We start from the raw sequence: 17570 nt of genomic DNA, 5'->3' as shown, positions 1-17570 counted from the left end.
CGGTCATCCACGTTTCGTCGTTGAACCCGTATCGCTAACGGTCTGCTAGCGTCGCCCCTGCGCGGGGCGGCGGTCACTTTTCTTTGTCTTCCAAAGAAAAGTAACCAAAAGAAAGGCGCGTCCTTGGGCGGACGGCAAAGGTGGTTCTGCCCAACGTCGCGTTCTCTTGTCAGGCCGTAGTCGCAGTAGTGGGTTCTTCCGCGGGTTTCTCCCTCTCTGTCTGCAGCTAATCAAGAAGGGGACAGTAATGAGTCTCATCGAAGTCAAGGTTCCTGATATCGGCGATTTCAGCGGCGTCGATGTCATCGAAGTCAACGTGAAGCCGGGCGACGTGATCGAAAAAGAGCAAACGCTCATCACGCTCGAATCGGACAAAGCCTCCATGGAAGTGCCCAGCGACGTCGCCGGCACCGTCAAGGAAGTCAAGGTCAAGGCCGGCGAGAAAGTCTCGCAAGGCACCGTCATCGCCATCGTCGAAGCAGCGGCAGGCGCCGCCGCTCCCGCGAAAGCACCCGAACCGGCCAAGCCCGCAGCGGCTGCTCCGGCACCGGCCGCCCCGGCATCCGCGCCGCAAGCCGGCAGCTACGCAGGCGCCGTCGACATCGAGTGCGACATGCTCGTGCTCGGCGCCGGCCCCGGCGGCTACTCGGCCGCGTTCCGCGCAGCCGACCTCGGCATGAAGACCGTGCTCGTCGAACGCTACTCGACGCTCGGCGGCGTGTGCCTGAACGTCGGCTGCATCCCGTCGAAGGCGCTGCTGCATACGTCGCTCGTCGTCGAGGAAGCCGCGGCGCTCGCGTCGCACGGCATCACGTTCGGCAAGCCGGAAGTCGATCTCGACAAGCTGCGCGACTTCAAGGGCGGCGTCGTCAAGAAACTGACGACGGGCCTCGCCGGCATGGCCAAGGCGCGCAAGGTCGAAGTGGTCACGGGCGTCGGCGCATTCGTCGATCCGTTCCACATGGAAGTGCAGGGCGAAAACGGCAAGAAGGTCGTCAGGTTCAAGCAGGCGATCATCGCCGCCGGCTCGCAAGCCGTGAAGCTGCCGTTCATGCCGGAAGACCCGCGCGTCGTCGATTCGACCGGCGCGCTCGAGCTGCGCCAGCTGCCGAAGCGCATGCTCGTGATCGGCGGCGGCATCATCGGCCTCGAAATGGCGACGGTGTACTCGACGCTCGGCGCCGAGATCGACGTCGTCGAAATGATGGACGGCCTGATGATGGGCGCGGACCGCGATCTCGTGAAGGTCTGGGAAAAGTACAACGCGAAGCGCTTCGGCAACGTGATGCTGAAGACCAAGACGGTCGGCGCGGAAGCGAAGGAAGACGGCATCTACGTGAAGTTCGAGGGCGAGAAGGCGCCGGCGGAAGCGCAGCGCTACGACCTCGTGCTCGTCGCGGTGGGCCGCAGCCCGAACGGCAAGAAGATCGGCGCCGACAAGGCAGGCGTCGCCGTCACGGATCGCGGCTTCATCGACGTCGACAAGCAGATGCGCACGAACGTCCCGCACATCTTCGCGATCGGCGACATCGTCGGCCAGCCGATGCTCGCGCACAAGGCCGTGCACGAAGGCCACGTCGCAGCGGAAGCCGCGCACGGCGAGAAGGCGTACTTCGACGCGCTGCAGATCCCGTCGGTGGCTTACACCGACCCGGAAGTGGCGTGGGCCGGCAAGACGGAAGACCAGTGCAAGGCCGAAGGCATCAAGTACGGCAAGGCCGTGTTCCCGTGGGCCGCATCGGGCCGCGCGATCGCGAACGGCCGTGACGAAGGCTTCACGAAACTGATCTTCGACGAGGAAACCCACCGGGTGATCGGCGGCGCGATCGTCGGCCTGAACGCGGGTGACCTGATCAGCGAAGTGTGCCTCGCCGTCGAGATGGGCGCGGACGCGGAAGACATCGGCAAGACGATCCATCCGCACCCGACGCTCGGCGAATCGGTCGGCATGGCCGCCGAACTGTACGAAGGCGTCTGTACGGACCTGCCGCCGCAGCGCAAGAAGTAACGCGACCGGGGCCGGCATGTTGCCGGCCACAAAAAACGCCGCCTCCCGGGCGATCCGGGCGGCGGCGTTTTCTTTTGCGGGCGGCCGATGCTCAAACGACCGTTCGAGCACGGCCGGCGGCTTGGCGATTCCGGCGTGGTGCGGTGCCAGAAACGAAAAAGCCGCGCTGTGCGCGGCTCTTTCAGGAGCAGGGGACGCTTACGCGGCCGGCTTGCTCGAACGACGTGCGGCAGCGGCGGTAGCAGCCTTCGTTGCGACGGCAGCAGCAGCGTTGAAGTTCGTTTCAGCGATTTCGACGGCTTGCTTCGTGGCCTTCTGAACCGTTTCGTACGTGGTGTTCGCAGCGTTCAGTGCCGACTTCAGTGCGGCGACAGCCGTTTCCGAACCGGCCGGGGCGTTCTTCGCGACGTTGTCGACGAGTGCCTGGACCTTCTTGTTCTGCTCTTCGAATTGCGCTTCTGCAACCTTCGCGAACTCGGCTTGCGTCGACGATGCGATTTCGTACAGGTGACGGCCGTACGACAGCACCTTTTCCGCGACCGGCTGCGACAGGCTGGCTTGCAGGGCGATCAGTTCCTGTGCGTCCTTCACCGACAGCAGGCGCTGTGCGTTTTCCTGGCCTTCGGCCAGCGTCGACTTCACGACCTGCAGGTTGAGTTCGATCAGCTTCTCGACGCCTTCGAACGCCTTGGTCGTCAGACCGAACAGGCTTTCGAGGTTGGCTTTCTGTGCAGCGGCGATTTGCTCGGGGGTCAGCAAGGACATGTCCAGCTCCTGAAAAGCGATCGCGTCGATCGCAGGGTAAAGGGCACTACGACGGGGAACCTCGGATGCGCGTGCTTTGTGCAACGCAGCAATGAGGCCTATTTTAGGGCAGAGAAAACGGATGTCAAGTGTTTTTTGTGCGTTGCACAATCGCGACAAATTATCGATAAAACAACAAGTTATCGTGCCCGTTCGGAATCGGTTTCACGCGCGTCTCCCAGATGGTGCGCACGGACGCGGGGCGCACGCGGCGCACCATGATCATGCACAGGTAAACCTGACAGGGTCATGGAACGTTATCCTTCTGTTCCTGTCGAAAACGCGCCGTTTCGATGCGCGTACCGTGGCGACGTGCCGCCGCCACGGCCGAGACCGGCTCCCAGGCACCCCGAGCGCCGGATACGTAGTTTCCCCGCTTTAAATCGCCTCCGAAGTGACGTTATCTCAATTAACCGTGTGTAATCGGGAGACGGGTACTGTCGGGCAGCGCATCCCATGAATTTTTTCGATGGGAGCGGGAGGGTTCATTGGTCAGAGGTTGGCCAACCCTTACATTCCGGTTTAACGACGATCGGTAAGTGCCTAATATTGCTCTTTTTTTCAGCTTTAACTACACTTGCGGAAACCTCCCGCCCGCTTTGTCCAGACCCCAATGAAAGCCGAATCGTTTTCACCGCGCAGATTGTTGCAGAGCATGACGCTCGGCACGGCTGTGTCGGTCGCTGTCGCCTTGCTGGCGACCACTGCGTCCGTCACGCCCGCTGACGCCTTTGCCGCCACTGCGAAGACCCAACAAGCCGCCAAGAAAAAGGCTGTCGCTCCTGCTTCGTCCGCGAAGAAGAAGTCGGCCAGGGCTACCTCCGACAAATCCGCCAAGGTCGCCGCGGCCGATGCGCCGCGCGCAAAGGCGTCGCGCAAGCGCGTGACGCTCGCGGCGAACAGCGTGCGTGCCGGCCATCACGGCGCGGTTCGCAAGGTCGCGTTCCAGCCGCGCCGGCAGAGCGTCGGCCAGGCGTTCGGCCTGCACGACACGCCGGACGCGCTCGCGCTGCGTTCGAGCGTCGCGTACGTCGTCGACCAGAATTCCGGCGAGCCGCTGTTCGACAAGAATTCGCACGCCGTCGTGCCGATCGCGTCGATCTCGAAGCTGATGACGGCGATGGTCGTGCTCGACTCGAAGGCGCCGATGGCCGACCAGATCGAAGTCACCGACGAAGACCGCGACTACGAGAAGGGCACGGGCTCGCGCCTGTCGGTCGGCTCGGTGCTGTCGCGTGAAGACATGCTGCACATCGCGCTGATGGCGTCGGAAAACCGCGCGGCCGCCGCGCTGTCGCGTTATTACCCGGGCGGTCGTCCGGCGTTCATCGCCGCGATGAACGCGAAGGCGAAGTCGCTCGGCATGGCCGATACCCATTTCGAGAATTCGACCGGCCTGTCGAGCTCGAACGTGTCGAGCGCGCGCGATCTGGTGAAGATGGTCAATGCGGCGTACCAGTACCCGATGATCCGTCAGTTCTCGACCGATCGCAGCTACGAGGTGTACACGGGCAAGCGCAATCTCGCCTACAACAGCACGAACGCGCTGATCCGCGGCAACGGCTCGTGGGACATCGGTCTGCAGAAGACGGGCTTCATCAACGAAGCGGGCGAATGCCTCGTGATGCAGGCGACGATCCACGGCCGGCCGATGGTGATGGTGCTGCTCGATTCGTTCGGCAAGTATTCGCGCTTCGCCGACGCGGCGCGTCTGCGTAACTGGCTCGACGCCGGCGGCGGCGAGCGCCTGACGGCGGCCAACACGCCGAACGGTGGGACCTGATCGCACGGCGGCGTGGCGGTTCGCCGCCGCGCCGATGGTCGAAAAAAAGCCCCGCAATCGCGGGGCTTTTTTACTGCGGGAGCGCGGGAGCGGCTTACGCCTGCCGCTGCAGCCCGTCCGCATCCTTCGTGGGCGCCGGCCGGTAGCCGAGCGATTCCGAAATGGTGAGGGCAGTACGGCTCAACTGGCCGAGCCAGGCATCCTGGAGACGATCGGCCGGTGCCGACAGCGACAGGCCCGCGACGAGCTTGCCCGAATCGTCGTAGATGCCGGCCGCGATACAGCGCACGCCGAGCTCCAGTTCCTCGTTGTCGCGTGCGCACGATTGCTGGCGGACGATCGTCAGCTCGCGCTCGAGCTTCGCGATGTCGGTGATGCTGTTCTGCGTATGGCCGGACAGCCCCGTGCGCGTTGCATAGGCGCGCACGCGCGACGTTTCGTCGGCTGCAAGGAACAGCTTGCCGACCGACGTAAGGTGCAGCGGCGCGCGGCCACCGATCGCACGGACGACCTGCATCCCCGAGCGCTCCGAATACGCGCGCTCGATGTAGACGATCTCGTCGCCCTGGCGCACCGACAGGTTCACGGTCTGCCCGGTGAGGCGGTGCAGCTCGCGCATCGGCATCAGCGCCGCGTCGCGCACCGACAGGCGTGCCTTCACGAGGTTGCCGAGCTCCAGCAGCCGCATGCCGAGGCGATACGTGCCGGGATCGGAGCGGTCGACGAGGCGGCAGGTCACCATGTCGTTGAGGATGCGGTGCGCCGTAGACGGGTGCAGCTCCGTGCGCTGCGCAAGTTCCTTCAGGCTCACGGGGTCACTGTGCGCGGCGAGCGCGTCCAGCAACCGCATCATGCGTTCGATCACCTGGATCGACGTTTTGGAATCCGGGGTGGGTTGGCTCATGTCGGGGGAGAAATCGGTTGACGCGGCAAGCGGTGTTGCAACGATTGTATCTCGTATCGTGAAAAAAGCGAACGCCGTTCGAGGAAGTCCTCGTTTCGCGCAGTGCGGGCTTGCGCGCGAGCCGGCGTTGGTCTCGCCGGCCAAACGGCGGATAATGAGAGCCGTTTTCTCGAAGGAGCGCGTATGCGAGTCGGTTTGTTCGTGACCTGCCTGGTCGATCTGATGCGTCCGGAAATCGGTTTTTCGGCGCTCAAGCTGATTCGCGACGCCGGCTACGAGGTGATCGTGCCGCCCGCGCAGACTTGCTGCGGCCAGCCGGCCTACAATTCGGGCGACCGCGCGCTCGCCCGCGATCTCGCGGAAAAGACGCTGCGCGAGTTCGAGCAGTTCGATTACGTCGTCGCGCCGTCGGGTTCGTGCGGCGGGATGATCCGCGCGCACTACGGCGACCTGTTCCGCGACGACCCCGAGCTGATGGGGCGCTACACGCGGTTCCAGCAGAAGGTCTACGAACTGACCGATTTCCTGGCGAATGTCGCGAAGGTCTCGCTCGCGCCGGGTGAATTCACGGGGCCCGTCACCTATCACGATTCGTGCTCGGGCCTGCGCGAGCTCGGCGTGAAGGCACAGCCGCGCGCGCTGCTCGCGCAGCGCGGCATTGCGGTCACCGAGATGAAGGACTGCGAGCACTGCTGCGGCTTCGGCGGCACGTTTGCGGTGAAGTACGGCGACATCTCGGCGGCCATCGCGGACGAGAAGTGCGCGAACGTGCGCGCGTCGGGCGCGGGCGCCGTCGTGCTCGGCGATCTCGGTTGCATGCTGAACATCGAAGGGCGGTTGCGCCGCACCGGCGACCGCGACACGCGCGTGCTGCACGTCGCGCAGGTGCTGGCGGGCGACGTCTGACGCCCGGTTCCGCTCACTTTTCCCCGATACCGCGATGCAAGTCCAATCGATGCATTTCAAGGCGCGCGCCGGCCAGAAGCTGGCCGACCAGCGCCTGCAGCAGAACCTGAAGAAGCTGTCGACGAAGTTCGTGTCCGCGCGTGCCGACGCGATGACCGCGATCGACTTCCCGGCCACGCGGGCCGCGCTGAAGGCGCGCCGCAACCGCGCGCTGGAGAACCTCGACGTGTGGCTCGAGGCCTTCGAGCAGGAGGCGACGCGGCGCGGCACGACCGTGCTGTTCGCTGAGACGACGGCGGACGCCGCGCGGCTCGTGGCCGACATTGCGCGCCGTCACGACGTGAAGAAGGTCATCAAGACCAAGTCGATGGTGTCGGAGGAAATGCGCCTGAACGCGGTGCTCGCGGAAATGGGCGTGCAATCGATCGAGACGGACCTCGGCGAATACATCCTGCAGATCAACGACAACGAGCCGCCGAGCCACATCATCGCGCCCGTCGTCCACAAGGACAAGGACGAGATCGCCGACCTGTTCGCGCGCACGCACCACCGCGAGCGGCTCACCGAGATTCCGGACATGACGCGCGAGGCGCGCGAGGTGCTGCGCCCGCATTTCATGTCGGCCGACATGGGCGTGACCGGCGGCAACTTCGTGATCGCCGAGACCGGTTCGGTCGCGATCGTGACGAATGAAGGGAACGAGGGGATGTGCACGGTGATGCCGCGCGTGCATGTGGCGGTGACGGGCATCGAGAAGGTGCTGCCGACCCTCGAGGACCTCGCGACCGCGATGCGCCTGCTGCCGCGTTCCGCGACGGGTCAGAAGACGTCGAACTATTTCTCGCTGCTGACCGGGCCGCGCGGGCCGGACGATGAGGACGGCCCCGAGCACAACTACGTGGTGCTCGTCGACGGTGGCCGCACGGGGCTGATCGGCGGCGAGTTCCAGGAGATGCTGCGTTGCATCCGCTGCGGCGCATGCATGAACCATTGCCCGGTTTACCAGAAGGTCGGCGGCCATGCGTACGGCTGGGTCTACCCGGGGCCGATGGGTTCCGTGCTGACGCCGAGTTACGTCGGGCTCGATCGCGCGCTGGATCTGCCGCAGGCCGCGACGCTTTGCGGAGAATGCGACAGCGTCTGCCCGGCCGGGATTCCGCTGTCGCATCTGTTGCGCACGCTGCGCGAAAAACAGGTCGAGCGGCACCTGCGGCCGTGGCGCGAGCGGGCGGCGCTCACCGCATGGGGTTTCGTCGCGCGGCGGCCGATGCTGTACGCACTGACGACGAAGCTCGCGGTGCGCATCCTCGAGCGGCTGGGTGCCGGAGGCACGCTGCGGCGCCTGCCGATGATGGGCGGCTGGATGGACACGCGCGACATGCCGACCCCGACCGGGCGCACGTTCCGGGAACTGTACGCGGCGTCGCAAAGCCACCTCGGCTGACGACTGTTCATCCGGCGACAACAGAGCGTTCGCTATTTGGATATTTATCTCGATAGATGCGGTCTATAGAATCTCGTCTGTAGTCCCCGGAATCGGGTTTCGGGGTACGAGGTCAAGGAGGTCCGCATCATGAAAAAGACAATATCGATGTACTGGCCGCTGGCAATCGTCGTTCCGCTGGCCGCGGCTGCCTATCTGCATGCGATGGCCGATGCGCCGTCGCGTGGCCCGCTCGCAGTTCACCAGGCATCCGCTGAATTGGCTCGTGCGGTGTCGTTCGGGCTGGTCGACGACGCGGCGAAGCCGCTGCCGGCGGCATCCGGCGACGTCGCGCTCGTCGCGCCGAAGGCGCTGTAATGCACGGCGCCGTCGCTTTGCCGGGCGGCGCGATTCCGGTCGCCTTTGTATAATGGCGTGTTCTTCTCCCGCGCGGTTCGCCGCGGCTTTCCGATAGTGCGATGACCCGCGTTTCGATCTGTTTCGTCTGTCTCGGCAACATCTGCCGTTCGCCCACCGCGGAAGGCGTGATGCGTCATCAGGTCGATGCGGCCGCGCTGGCGGACCGGATCGCGATCGATTCGGCCGGCACCGGCGACTGGCATGTCGGCGAGCCACCCGATACGCGTGCGCAGGCGGCCGCTCGCGGCCGCGGCTACGACCTGTCGGCGCTGCGCGCGCGACAGGTGAGCGCGGCGGATTTCGAGCGCTTCGACCTGCTGCTCGCGATGGACGAGGCGAATCTCGCGGAGCTGCGCCGCCGCTGTCCGCCGCAGCATCTCGACAAGGTGCGCCTGCTGATGGAATTCGCGCCGGATTCGACCGAAACCGAAGTGGCCGATCCGTATTTCGGCGGCGCGCAGGGCTTCGAGCAGGTGCTCGATCAGGTCGAGCGCGCGTGCGCGGGCCTGCTCGAGACGCTCCGGCCCCGCACGGAGCGCTGATCGCGCGGTATTCAGCGGTCTACGAATACCCTTTCAAAGACATGGATACTTGACTAAAAACGTCAAATATTTATACTTGACCAAAATCGTCAAGATTGCAGTCCCCTAGACACCATGAGACTCACCACCAAAGGCCGTTTCGCCGTCACGGCGATGATTGACTTGGCACTGCGCCAGGAGCAGGGCCCGGTGACGCTTGCAGGCATCAGCCAGCGCCAGCGGATTTCGCTCTCGTATCTCGAACAGCTGTTCGGGAAGCTGCGCAGGCATGAAATCGTCGAATCCGTGCGCGGCCCGGGCGGCGGCTACAACCTCGCGCGTCGCGCGCAGGACGTCACCGTTGCCGACATCATCATCGCGGTCGATGAACCGCTCGACGCCACGCAGTGCGGCGGCAAAGGCACGTGCGACGGCTCGAAGCAGCCCGACGGCCATTGCATGACGCACGAGCTGTGGTCGACGCTGAACCAGAAGATGGTCGAATACCTCGACTCCGTGTCGCTGCAGGATCTCGTCGATCAGCAGCGCGCACGCGAGGGCGCCCCTGCGGTGTTGCGCGATCGCCGCACGCCGGAGCCCGTCGCCGCACCGGCCGAGCCGGTGCGCACGATGCCGCTCGGTCCCAATTCGGTGTTCAACATCGCGAGTTCGTGAGCGCGAAGGCGCCCGCCATACCCCATAACGCACATAGTCCCTGCACAGAATTCCCGGAGCGACAGATGACCCAAGAGACTCTCCACCTGCCCATCTACATGGATTACAGCGCGACGACACCGGTCGACCCGCGTGTGGTCGACAAGATGGTGCCGTACCTGCGCGAGCAGTTCGGCAACCCGGCATCGCGCAGCCACGCGTACGGCTGGGATGCCGAGCGTGCGGTCGAGGAAGCGCGCGAACAGGTGGCCGCGCTCGTGAACGCGGATCCGCGCGAGATCATCTGGACGTCCGGCGCAACGGAGTCGGACAACCTCGCGATCAAGGGTGCCGCGAACTTCTACAAGGGCAAGGGCAAGCACATCGTCACGGTGAAGACCGAGCACAAGGCCGTGCTCGACACGTGCCGCGAGCTCGAGCGCGACGGCTTCGAAGTCACTTACCTCGACGTCAAGGATGACGGCCTGATCGACCTCGACGTGTTCAAGGCCGCGCTGCGTCCGGACACGATCCTCGTGTCGGTGATGCACGTGAACAACGAGATCGGCGTAATCCAGGACATCGAGACGATCGGTGAAATCTGCCGCGAGAAGGGCATCGTGTTCCACGTCGACGCCGCACAGTCGACGGGCAAGGTCGGGATCGATCTCGCGAAGCTGAAGGTCGACCTGATGTCGTTCTCGGCACACAAGACGTACGGCCCGAAGGGCATCGGCGCGCTGTACGTGCGCCGCAAGCCGCGTGTGCGCATCGAAGCGCAGATGCACGGCGGCGGCCACGAGCGCGGGATGCGTTCGGGCACGCTGCCGACGCACCAGATCGTCGGCATGGGCGAAGCGTTCCGCATCGCACGTGAAGAAATGGCGACGGAAAACGAGCGCGTCCGCATGCTGCGGGACAAGCTGCTGCGCGGCCTGTCGCAGATCGAGGAAACGTACGTGAACGGCGACATGGAACGCCGTGTCCCGCACAACCTCAACATCAGTTTCAACTTCGTCGAAGGCGAGTCGCTGATCATGGCGATCAAGGACGTCGCGGTGTCGTCGGGCTCCGCGTGCACGTCGGCGTCGCTGGAGCCGTCGTACGTGCTGCGTGCGCTCGGCCGCAACGACGAGCTGGCGCACAGCTCGATCCGCTTCACGGTCGGCCGCTTCACGACGGAGCAGGAAGTCGACTTCGTGATCAACCTGCTGAACAGCAAGATCGCGAAGCTGCGCGAACTGTCGCCGCTCTGGGAAATGCACCAGGAAGGCATCGATCTGTCGACGATCGAATGGGCCGCACACTGAGCACCGGATTGAACATACCCGCGGGCGGATTCGCGCACGCAGACGTAACGAGTCAAGGAGTCTGAGTCATGTCTTACAGCAACAAGGTTCTGGATCACTACGAAAACCCGCGCAACGTCGGTTCGTTCGCGAAGGACGACGACACGGTCGGCACGGGCATGGTCGGCGCGCCCGCCTGCGGCGACGTGATGAAGCTGCAGATCCGCGTCGGCGCGGACGGCGTGATCGAAGACGCGAAGTTCAAGACGTACGGTTGCGGTTCGGCGATCGCGTCGAGCTCGCTCGTCACCGAGTGGGTGAAGGGCAAGACGCTCGACGAAGCACTGTCGATCAAGAACACGCAGATCGCCGAAGAACTCGCGCTGCCGCCGGTGAAGATTCACTGCTCGATCCTCGCGGAAGACGCGATCAAGGCAGCCGTGGCCGACTACAAGAAGCGCCACGACACCAAGGAAGGCGATCAGGCAGCAGCCTGAGCGGCATCGAGCGGCTAGAGAACGAAACGCGGCAGGCCCCGGTGGCGTGCCGCGGCAAGGACATCATGGCAATTACACTGACCGAAAAAGCAGCACAGCACGTCCAGAAATACCTCGTCCGTCGCGGCAAGGGTATGGGCCTGCGGCTTGGCGTTCGCACGACCGGGTGCTCGGGGCTCGCGTACAAGCTCGAGTATGTCGACGAGCTGGCTCCCGAGGATCAGGTGTTCGAGAGCCATGGCGTGAAGGTGATCGTCGATCCGAAGAGTCTTGCGTACATCGACGGCACCGAGCTCGACTTCGCCCGCGAAGGCCTGAACGAAGGGTTCAAGTTCAACAACCCGAACGTGAAGGACGAGTGCGGTTGCGGCGAATCGTTCCGCGTGTGACGCGGATCTCCGCGCGATGCGGGCAAGAGGCGGCACGGGCCGCCTTTTTAATGTGCGGCGTTTGCCGTGCGACGAACCGGAATTGAACGCGACGATGGTTTCGCTGAAAGACAGCCACTTCGACCTGTTTCACCTGCCGGCGCAATTCGCGCTCGATGAGACGGCGCTCGACGCCGCCTATCGGACGGTGCAGACGCAGGTGCATCCGGACCGCTTCGCGGCGGCCGGCGATGCGCAGAAACGCATCGCGATGCAATGGGCAACCCGTGCGAACGAGGCGTACCGCACGCTGCGCGATCCGCTGAAGCGCGCGTCGTATCTGCTGTCCCTGCGTGGTGTCGACATCGGTGCGGAAAACAACACCGCGATGGAGCCCGCGTTCCTGATGCAGCAGATGGAGTGGCGCGAGGGCATCGAGGATGCCGCGGCCGCCCGCAATGTCGACGCGCTCGACGTGCTGCTGGCCGAGTTGCGCGAAGAGCGGCGCATTCGTGTGGAGCGTCTCGGCACGCTGCTCGACAGCGGCGCCGATCAGGCGGCCGCCGAGGCCGTGCGCCAGCTGATGTTCATCGAACGGGTCGCGTCGGAAGTGGGCGCGCAGATCGAGCGCCTCGAAACTTAACCGCGTGCCTCGCGGCACGCGCAGCAAACGGGCCGAGCGCCCGAACGAACCAAGATGGCTTTACTGCAAATTTCCGAACCGGGCATGGCGCCGGCGCCGCATCAGCGGCGACTCGCCGTCGGGATCGATCTCGGCACGACGAACTCGCTCGTCGCGGCCGTGCGTAACAGCGTACCGGAGGTGCTGCCGGACGAGGCGGGCCGTGTGCTGCTGCCGTCGGTGGTCCGCTACCTCGAAAAGGGCGGCCGGCGTATCGGCCACGAGGCGAAAGAGCAGGCCGCGACCGATCCGCGCAACACGATCGTGTCGGTCAAGCGCTTCATGGGCCGCGGCAAGGCCGAGGTCGAAGGCGCGGCGAACGCGCCGTACGAATTCGTCGATGCGCCGGGCATGGTGCAGATCCGCACCGTCGACGGCGTGAAGAGCCCCGTCGAAGTGTCGGCCGAGATTCTCGCGACGCTGCGCTATCGCGCGGAAGATTCGCTTGGCGACGACCTCGTCGGCGCGGTGATCACGGTGCCCGCGTATTTCGACGAAGCGCAACGCCAGGCGACCAAGGACGCCGCGCGCCTCGCGGGCCTCAACGTGCTGCGCCTGCTGAACGAACCGACCGCCGCGGCGATTGCCTACGGTCTCGACAACGGGGCCGAAGGCCTCTACGCGGTGTACGACCTCGGCGGCGGCACGTTCGATCTGTCGATCCTGAAGCTGACGAAAGGCGTGTTCGAAGTGCTGGCCGCGGGCGGCGATTCCGCGCTCGGCGGAGACGATTTCGACCATGCGCTGTTCGGTCACGTGCTCGCGCAGGCCGGCATCGATGCGAAGACGCTTGCGCCCGAGGACGTGCGCCTGCTGCTCGACCGTGTGCGCGTGCTGAAGGAAGCGCTGTCGTCCGCGCCGCAGGCGTCGCTCGACGTCACGCTGTCGGGCGGTGCGCATCTCGTTCAGACGATCTCGCACGATACGTTCGCGTCGCTCGTCGAGCCGCTCGTGCAGCGTACGCTCACGCCGACCCGCAAGGCGCTGCGCGACGCGCAGGTCACGCCGGCCGACATCAAGGGTGTCGTGCTCGTCGGCGGCGCGACGCGCATGCCGGTGATTCGCGACGCGGTCGCGAAGTATTTCGGCCAGCCGCCGCTCGTGAACCTCGATCCGGATCAGGTCGTCGCGCTCGGCGCGGCAATCCAGGCCGACCTGCTCGCAGGCAATCGCGGCACCGGCGACGACTGGCTGCTGCTCGACGTGATTCCGCTGTCGCTCGGTGTCGAGACGATGGGCGGCCTCGTCGAGAAGATCATCCCGCGCAACTCGACGATTCCGATCGCGCGCGCGCAGGAATTCACGACCTTCAAGGACGGCCAGACCGCGATGGCGATCCATGTCGTGCAGGGCGAGCGAGAGCTCGTCGCCGACTGCCGCTCGCTCGCGCGCTTCGAGCTGCGCGGCATTCCGCCGATGACGGCCGGTGCGGCGCGCATTCGCGTGACCTACCAGGTCGACGCGGACGGCCTGCTGTCGGTGTTCGCGCGCGAGCAGCATTCGGGCGTCGAGGCGTCGGTCGTCGTGAAGCCGTCGTACGGTCTTGCCGACGACGATATCGCGAAGATGCTCGAGGACAGTTTCAAGACTGCCGAAATCGACATGCGCGCCCGCGCGCTGCGCGAAGCGCAGGTCGAGGCCGAGCGGATGCTCGAGGCGACGCAGGCTGCGCTGGCGGCCGACGGCGAGCTGCTCGACACGGACGAGCGCACGCAGGTCGATGCGTTGGCCGCGGCGCTGCGCACGATCGCGCAGGGCGACGACACGGACGCGATCGAAACCGCGACCAAGGCGCTGGCCGACGGCACCGACGAATTCGCGGCGCGCCGGATGGACAAGAGCATCAAGCGCGCGTTGTCGGGCCGCCGGCTCGACGAGATCTGAACTCACGAACTGCGCATCGGCCGGTAACGGCCCGCGCGATATTGAACCGTGCGGCGCCTGGCGCCGCACCCTGACTGACGGAACGGACATGCCTCAACTGGTGGTGCTGCCTCACGTCGAACTGTGCCCGGACGGCGCGGTGATCGACGCGACGCCCGGCAAGAGTATCTGCGACAACCTGCTCGAACACGGGATCGAGATCGAGCATGCATGCGAGAAGTCGTGCGCGTGCACGACGTGCCACGTGGTGATCCGCGAAGGCTTCAACGATCTGACACCGTCCGAGGAGGACGAGGACGATCTGCTGGACAAGGCGTGGGGCCTCGAGCCGACGTCGCGCCTGTCGTGCCAGGCGATCGTGAAGGAAGATTCGGACCTGGTGGTCGAGATTCCGAAGTACTCGATCAACCACGCGAAGGAAAATCACTGACAGGAACCGGAGGCAGGCGATGAAATGGACCGATTCGCGTGAAATAGCCATTGCGCTGGCGGACAAGCACCCCGACATCGACCCGCAGCGGATCAACTTCGTCGACCTGCGTCAGTGGGTGCTCGAACTCGACGGTTTCGACGACGATCCCAAGCACTCGGGCGAGAAGATCCTCGAAGCGATCCAGGCCCACTGGATCGACGAATCGGATTTCGACGACGAAGACTGAACACCGCGTGCGCCGTAACGGCGCAGACGGCCGGTCATGAAAAAACGGCTCGTGAGCAATCGCTCACGAGCCGTTTTCTTTTTCAGGCCGCTTGCCCGCGTATGACACGCGGGCAGGGGGCACCGATGCGATCAGGCGATTACGCGCCGACCAGCGTGCCGTTCTCGATCCGCACGCGCTGGCCCTGGCCGAAAGGCGGCGGGTTGTGGTACGTGAACGTGCGCGTCGCGCCGCTCTCCATCTGCACTTGCACCTGATAGTCGGTTTCCGCACGCACCTGCTTTTCAACCTGGTTGCCGGCGAGACCGCCGCCCAGCGCGCCGATGATCGTCATCGCGGTGCGGCCGTTACCGTGGCCGAACTGGTTGCCGAGCAGGCCGCCGGCTGCAGCGCCGCCCACGGCGCCGATCCCCGAGCTCTGGCCCGGCGTGCGCGTCTGCGTGATCGCGACGACCGTGCCGCAGCTCTGGCAGTAGGTCTGGGCCGGCGCCGACGGCTGCTGCGCGTATTGCGGCGGCTGCGGTGCCGTCGTATGGCGGCGGTGCGGTGCAGCCGGGCGCGGCGCGGGCTTCGGCTCGGCCTGCGCGATGGCAGCCTTCTGTTCGGCCGCCTTCTGCTGCGCGGCGGCTTGTTCCGCCGCCTGCTGCTGGGCTTGCGCGGCCAGCGCGGCGCTGGCCGCCGCGGCCGTATCGACGGCCGGCTGCGACGCGATCAGCGCGGCCTGGGTCTGGCCGTTCTGTGCGTTGCTGCTGCTGGCCTTCGGGAAGATGCCCGTGATCGCAGCCGTCGCCGCGAGGCTGGCGACGATGACGGCGCCGGCGGCGGTGGCGATAAGCGGGTGGAGGCGTTGCTTTTGCGGCGTGGTCTGATTCTGGTTGTCCATTTTTTTCTCCGATGTCGATCCGGATCGGCACTGCGGCGTCGGGCCGGATCCCACGCTTCGGGCTCGAGCAGACTTGGCGTTCCTGCGCCTCGTTCTGGTCCCGTGTCATGCGTGGTGACGCAAAAGGAGTGTCGTCCACCGGCAAGCGGCGCGCCGTATCAAGGTGTAACGAATTGCAGCGGGGCGCTGGCGACTATGACAGGGAAAACCCGGAGAAGGCCGTCGCGACGGGGGAATAAAACGGGGGAGGATCGAGAGCCGGCGGACGCCGGCCGAAGGGATTTACGCGTCGTTACAAAGCTGACGCGTGCGCGCCGCGGGGCGCGGCGCACACGCGGGCGGGGCGATCAGTCTTCGCGGCGCAGATGCGGGAACAGCAGCACGTCGCGGATCGTCGGGCTGTCGGTCAGCAGCATCACGAGACGGTCGATGCCGATCCCGCAGCCGCCGGTCGGAGGCATCCCGTATTCGAGCGCACGGATGTAGTCGGCGTCGAAGAACATCGCTTCCTCGTCGCCCGCATCCTTCTGCTCGACCTGCTTCTTGAAGCGTGCGGCCTGGTCTTCCGGATCGTTCAGCTCCGAGAAGCCGTTCGCGATTTCGCGGCCGGTCATGAACAGCTCGAAACGCTCGGTGATGCCCGGCACCGTATCCGATGCGCGTGCGAGCGGCGACACTTCGACCGGGTAATCGATGATGAAGGTCGGCTCCCACAGCTGCGCTTCGGCCGTTTCCTCGAAGAGCGCGAGCTGCAGTGCACCGGTACCCGCGTTCAGGAACGCCGGCTGCGACACGTCGACGCCGAAGCGCTTCAGTTCGGTGCGCAGGAACGCGTCGTCCGACAGCTGGCCGTCGGTGTAGTCCGGTGCGTACTTCTGGATCGCCTGCGTGATCGTCAGGCGATGGAACGGCTTCGCGAGGTCGAGTTCGCGGCCCTGGTACTGGATCGTCGCGGTGCCGAGCGCATCGATCGCCGCCTGGCGGATCAGTTGCTCGGTGAAGTCCATCAGCCAGCGGTAGTCGGTGTACGCGGCGTAGAACTCCATCATCGTGAATTCCGGATTGTGACGCGGCGACACGCCTTCGTTCCGGAAGTTACGGTTGATCTCGAACACGCGCTCGAAGCCGCCGACGATCAGGCGCTTCAGGTACAGCTCCGGCGCAATGCGCAGGAACATCTGCATGTCGAGCGCATTGTGATGCGTGACGAACGGCTTCGCCGCTGCGCCGCCCGGGATCGGGTGCAGCATCGGCGTTTCGACTTCCATGAACTCGGCGTTGTCCATGAACTTGCGGATCGATGCGATCGTCTTCGTGCGGGCGCGGAACGTGTCGCGCGTTTCCGGCGTGACGATCAGGTCGACGTAGCGCTGGCGGTAGCGCATTTCCTGGTCGGACAGGCCGTGGAACTTGTCCGGCAGCGGGCGCAGTGCCTTCGACAGCAGGCGCAGTTCCTTGCACTGGACCGACAGTTCGCCCTTGTTGGTGCGGAACAGCACGCCACGCGCGGCGACGATGTCGCCCAGGTCCCACTTCTTGAATGCGTCGTAGGTTTCCGCGCCGACGTCGTTCGGCGTCACGAAGAACTGGATCTGGCCCGACCCGTCCTGCACCGTCGCGAAGCTCGCCTTGCCCATCACGCGCTTGAGCATCATGCGGCCGGCCACCGACACCTCGACCGGGTTCGCTTCGAGCGCGGCCTTGTCCGAGTCGGCGAATTTCGCCTGCAGGTCGGCAGCGTGGTGCTCGGGCCGGAAATCGTTCGGGTAGGCGACGCCTTGCTCGCGCAGGGCGCGCAGCTTCTCGCGGCGCTCGGCGATGATCTGGTTTTCGTCCGCGGTGACGGCGGGCTGCGTTTGGGTCGGTTCGGTCATGATGGTCGGAA

18 protein-coding genes are annotated in these 17570 nt (G+C 65.3%); 14 read left to right on the top strand and 4 right to left on the bottom strand.

Annotated features, from left to right (window positions below):
* Nucleotides 1-247: 247 nt before the first annotated feature.
* Entirely contained in the window at nucleotides 248-2008 is a 1761-nt protein-coding gene (gene lpdA / locus APZ15_RS15915; protein ID WP_027786963.1) for a dihydrolipoyl dehydrogenase, read from the top strand.
* A gap of 198 nt (nucleotides 2009-2206) precedes the next feature.
* On the opposite strand, the gene APZ15_RS15910 is transcribed toward lpdA, so the two are convergent.
* Nucleotides 2207-2773 (bottom strand): phasin family protein, encoded by a 567-nt coding sequence (locus APZ15_RS15910; protein ID WP_006481973.1) that lies wholly within the window; start codon nucleotides 2771-2773, stop codon nucleotides 2207-2209.
* A 652-nt stretch (nucleotides 2774-3425) separates the two neighbouring features.
* Between APZ15_RS15910 and pbpG the strand changes: the two genes are divergently transcribed.
* Nucleotides 3426-4595 carry a D-alanyl-D-alanine endopeptidase gene (pbpG, locus tag APZ15_RS15905; protein WP_027786964.1) on the top strand — a complete coding sequence of 390 codons (1170 nt, stop codon included), beginning with the start codon at nucleotides 3426-3428 and terminating at the stop codon, nucleotides 4593-4595.
* 94 nt (nucleotides 4596-4689) lie between these two features.
* Here pbpG and APZ15_RS15900 read toward each other — a convergent pair whose 3' ends face one another.
* The gene (locus APZ15_RS15900) at nucleotides 4690-5499 is read right to left on the bottom strand and encodes an IclR family transcriptional regulator (protein WP_027786965.1); all 810 of its coding nucleotides are present in this window, start codon (nucleotides 5497-5499) and stop codon (nucleotides 4690-4692) included.
* 183 nt (nucleotides 5500-5682) lie between these two features.
* On the opposite strand from APZ15_RS15900, the gene APZ15_RS15895 reads away from it, so the two are divergent.
* From APZ15_RS15895 to iscX, 12 genes are all read left to right on the top strand, one after another.
* A complete protein-coding gene (locus tag APZ15_RS15895; protein WP_021157667.1) occupies nucleotides 5683-6405 on the top strand; it encodes a (Fe-S)-binding protein in 723 nt (240 codons plus the stop codon).
* Between the two features lie 34 nt (nucleotides 6406-6439).
* On the top strand, nucleotides 6440-7849 hold the full coding sequence (locus tag APZ15_RS15890; protein ID WP_027786966.1) for a lactate utilization protein B: 1410 nt from the start codon (nucleotides 6440-6442) through the stop codon (nucleotides 7847-7849).
* Between the two features lie 129 nt (nucleotides 7850-7978).
* Nucleotides 7979-8206, top strand: a complete 228-nt coding sequence (locus tag APZ15_RS15885; protein ID WP_027786967.1) for a hypothetical protein — start codon at nucleotides 7979-7981, stop codon at nucleotides 8204-8206.
* A 101-nt stretch (nucleotides 8207-8307) separates the two neighbouring features.
* Nucleotides 8308-8790, top strand: a complete 483-nt coding sequence (locus APZ15_RS15880) for a low molecular weight protein-tyrosine-phosphatase (RefSeq protein WP_027786968.1) — start codon at nucleotides 8308-8310, stop codon at nucleotides 8788-8790.
* Nucleotides 8791-8904: 114 nt separating this feature from the next.
* Nucleotides 8905-9444, top strand: a complete 540-nt coding sequence (iscR, locus tag APZ15_RS15875; protein WP_009691731.1) for a Fe-S cluster assembly transcriptional regulator IscR — start codon at nucleotides 8905-8907, stop codon at nucleotides 9442-9444.
* Between the two features lie 65 nt (nucleotides 9445-9509).
* A complete protein-coding gene (locus APZ15_RS15870) occupies nucleotides 9510-10733 on the top strand; it encodes an IscS subfamily cysteine desulfurase (RefSeq protein ID WP_021157672.1) in 1224 nt (407 codons plus the stop codon).
* A gap of 68 nt (nucleotides 10734-10801) precedes the next feature.
* The gene (gene iscU, locus APZ15_RS15865) at nucleotides 10802-11209 is read left to right on the top strand and encodes a Fe-S cluster assembly scaffold IscU (RefSeq protein ID WP_006481982.1); all 408 of its coding nucleotides are present in this window, start codon (nucleotides 10802-10804) and stop codon (nucleotides 11207-11209) included.
* Nucleotides 11210-11274: 65 nt separating this feature from the next.
* A complete protein-coding gene (gene iscA / locus APZ15_RS15860; RefSeq protein WP_012492710.1) occupies nucleotides 11275-11598 on the top strand; it encodes an iron-sulfur cluster assembly protein IscA in 324 nt (107 codons plus the stop codon).
* A gap of 94 nt (nucleotides 11599-11692) precedes the next feature.
* The gene (gene hscB / locus APZ15_RS15855) at nucleotides 11693-12220 is read left to right on the top strand and encodes a Fe-S protein assembly co-chaperone HscB (protein WP_027786969.1); all 528 of its coding nucleotides are present in this window, start codon (nucleotides 11693-11695) and stop codon (nucleotides 12218-12220) included.
* Between the two features lie 54 nt (nucleotides 12221-12274).
* On the top strand, nucleotides 12275-14143 hold the full coding sequence (gene hscA / locus APZ15_RS15850; RefSeq protein ID WP_027786970.1) for a Fe-S protein assembly chaperone HscA: 1869 nt from the start codon (nucleotides 12275-12277) through the stop codon (nucleotides 14141-14143).
* A gap of 88 nt (nucleotides 14144-14231) precedes the next feature.
* Complete coding sequence (gene fdx / locus APZ15_RS15845; protein WP_011352558.1) at nucleotides 14232-14573, top strand: ISC system 2Fe-2S type ferredoxin; 342 nt, start codon at nucleotides 14232-14234, stop codon at nucleotides 14571-14573.
* Between the two features lie 19 nt (nucleotides 14574-14592).
* Nucleotides 14593-14802, top strand: coding sequence for a Fe-S cluster assembly protein IscX (iscX, locus tag APZ15_RS15840; protein WP_021157676.1), 210 nt, complete (start codon nucleotides 14593-14595; stop codon nucleotides 14800-14802).
* Between the two features lie 139 nt (nucleotides 14803-14941).
* Here iscX and APZ15_RS15835 read toward each other — a convergent pair whose 3' ends face one another.
* Both APZ15_RS15835 and lysS read right to left on the bottom strand, forming a co-directional pair.
* A complete protein-coding gene (locus tag APZ15_RS15835) occupies nucleotides 14942-15685 on the bottom strand; it encodes a glycine zipper 2TM domain-containing protein (RefSeq protein ID WP_021157677.1) in 744 nt (247 codons plus the stop codon).
* 347 nt (nucleotides 15686-16032) lie between these two features.
* Nucleotides 16033-17559, bottom strand: a complete 1527-nt coding sequence (lysS, locus tag APZ15_RS15830) for a lysine--tRNA ligase (RefSeq protein WP_021157678.1) — start codon at nucleotides 17557-17559, stop codon at nucleotides 16033-16035.
* Nucleotides 17560-17570: the final 11 nt, after the last annotated feature.

It is taken from the genome of Burkholderia cepacia ATCC 25416, from assembly GCF_001411495.1.
In the GTDB taxonomy this organism is placed as follows: domain Bacteria; phylum Pseudomonadota; class Gammaproteobacteria; order Burkholderiales; family Burkholderiaceae; genus Burkholderia; species Burkholderia cepacia.
Note: the sequence above shows the minus strand (reverse complement) of the source record. Positions and strands in the feature narration are given on the sequence as shown.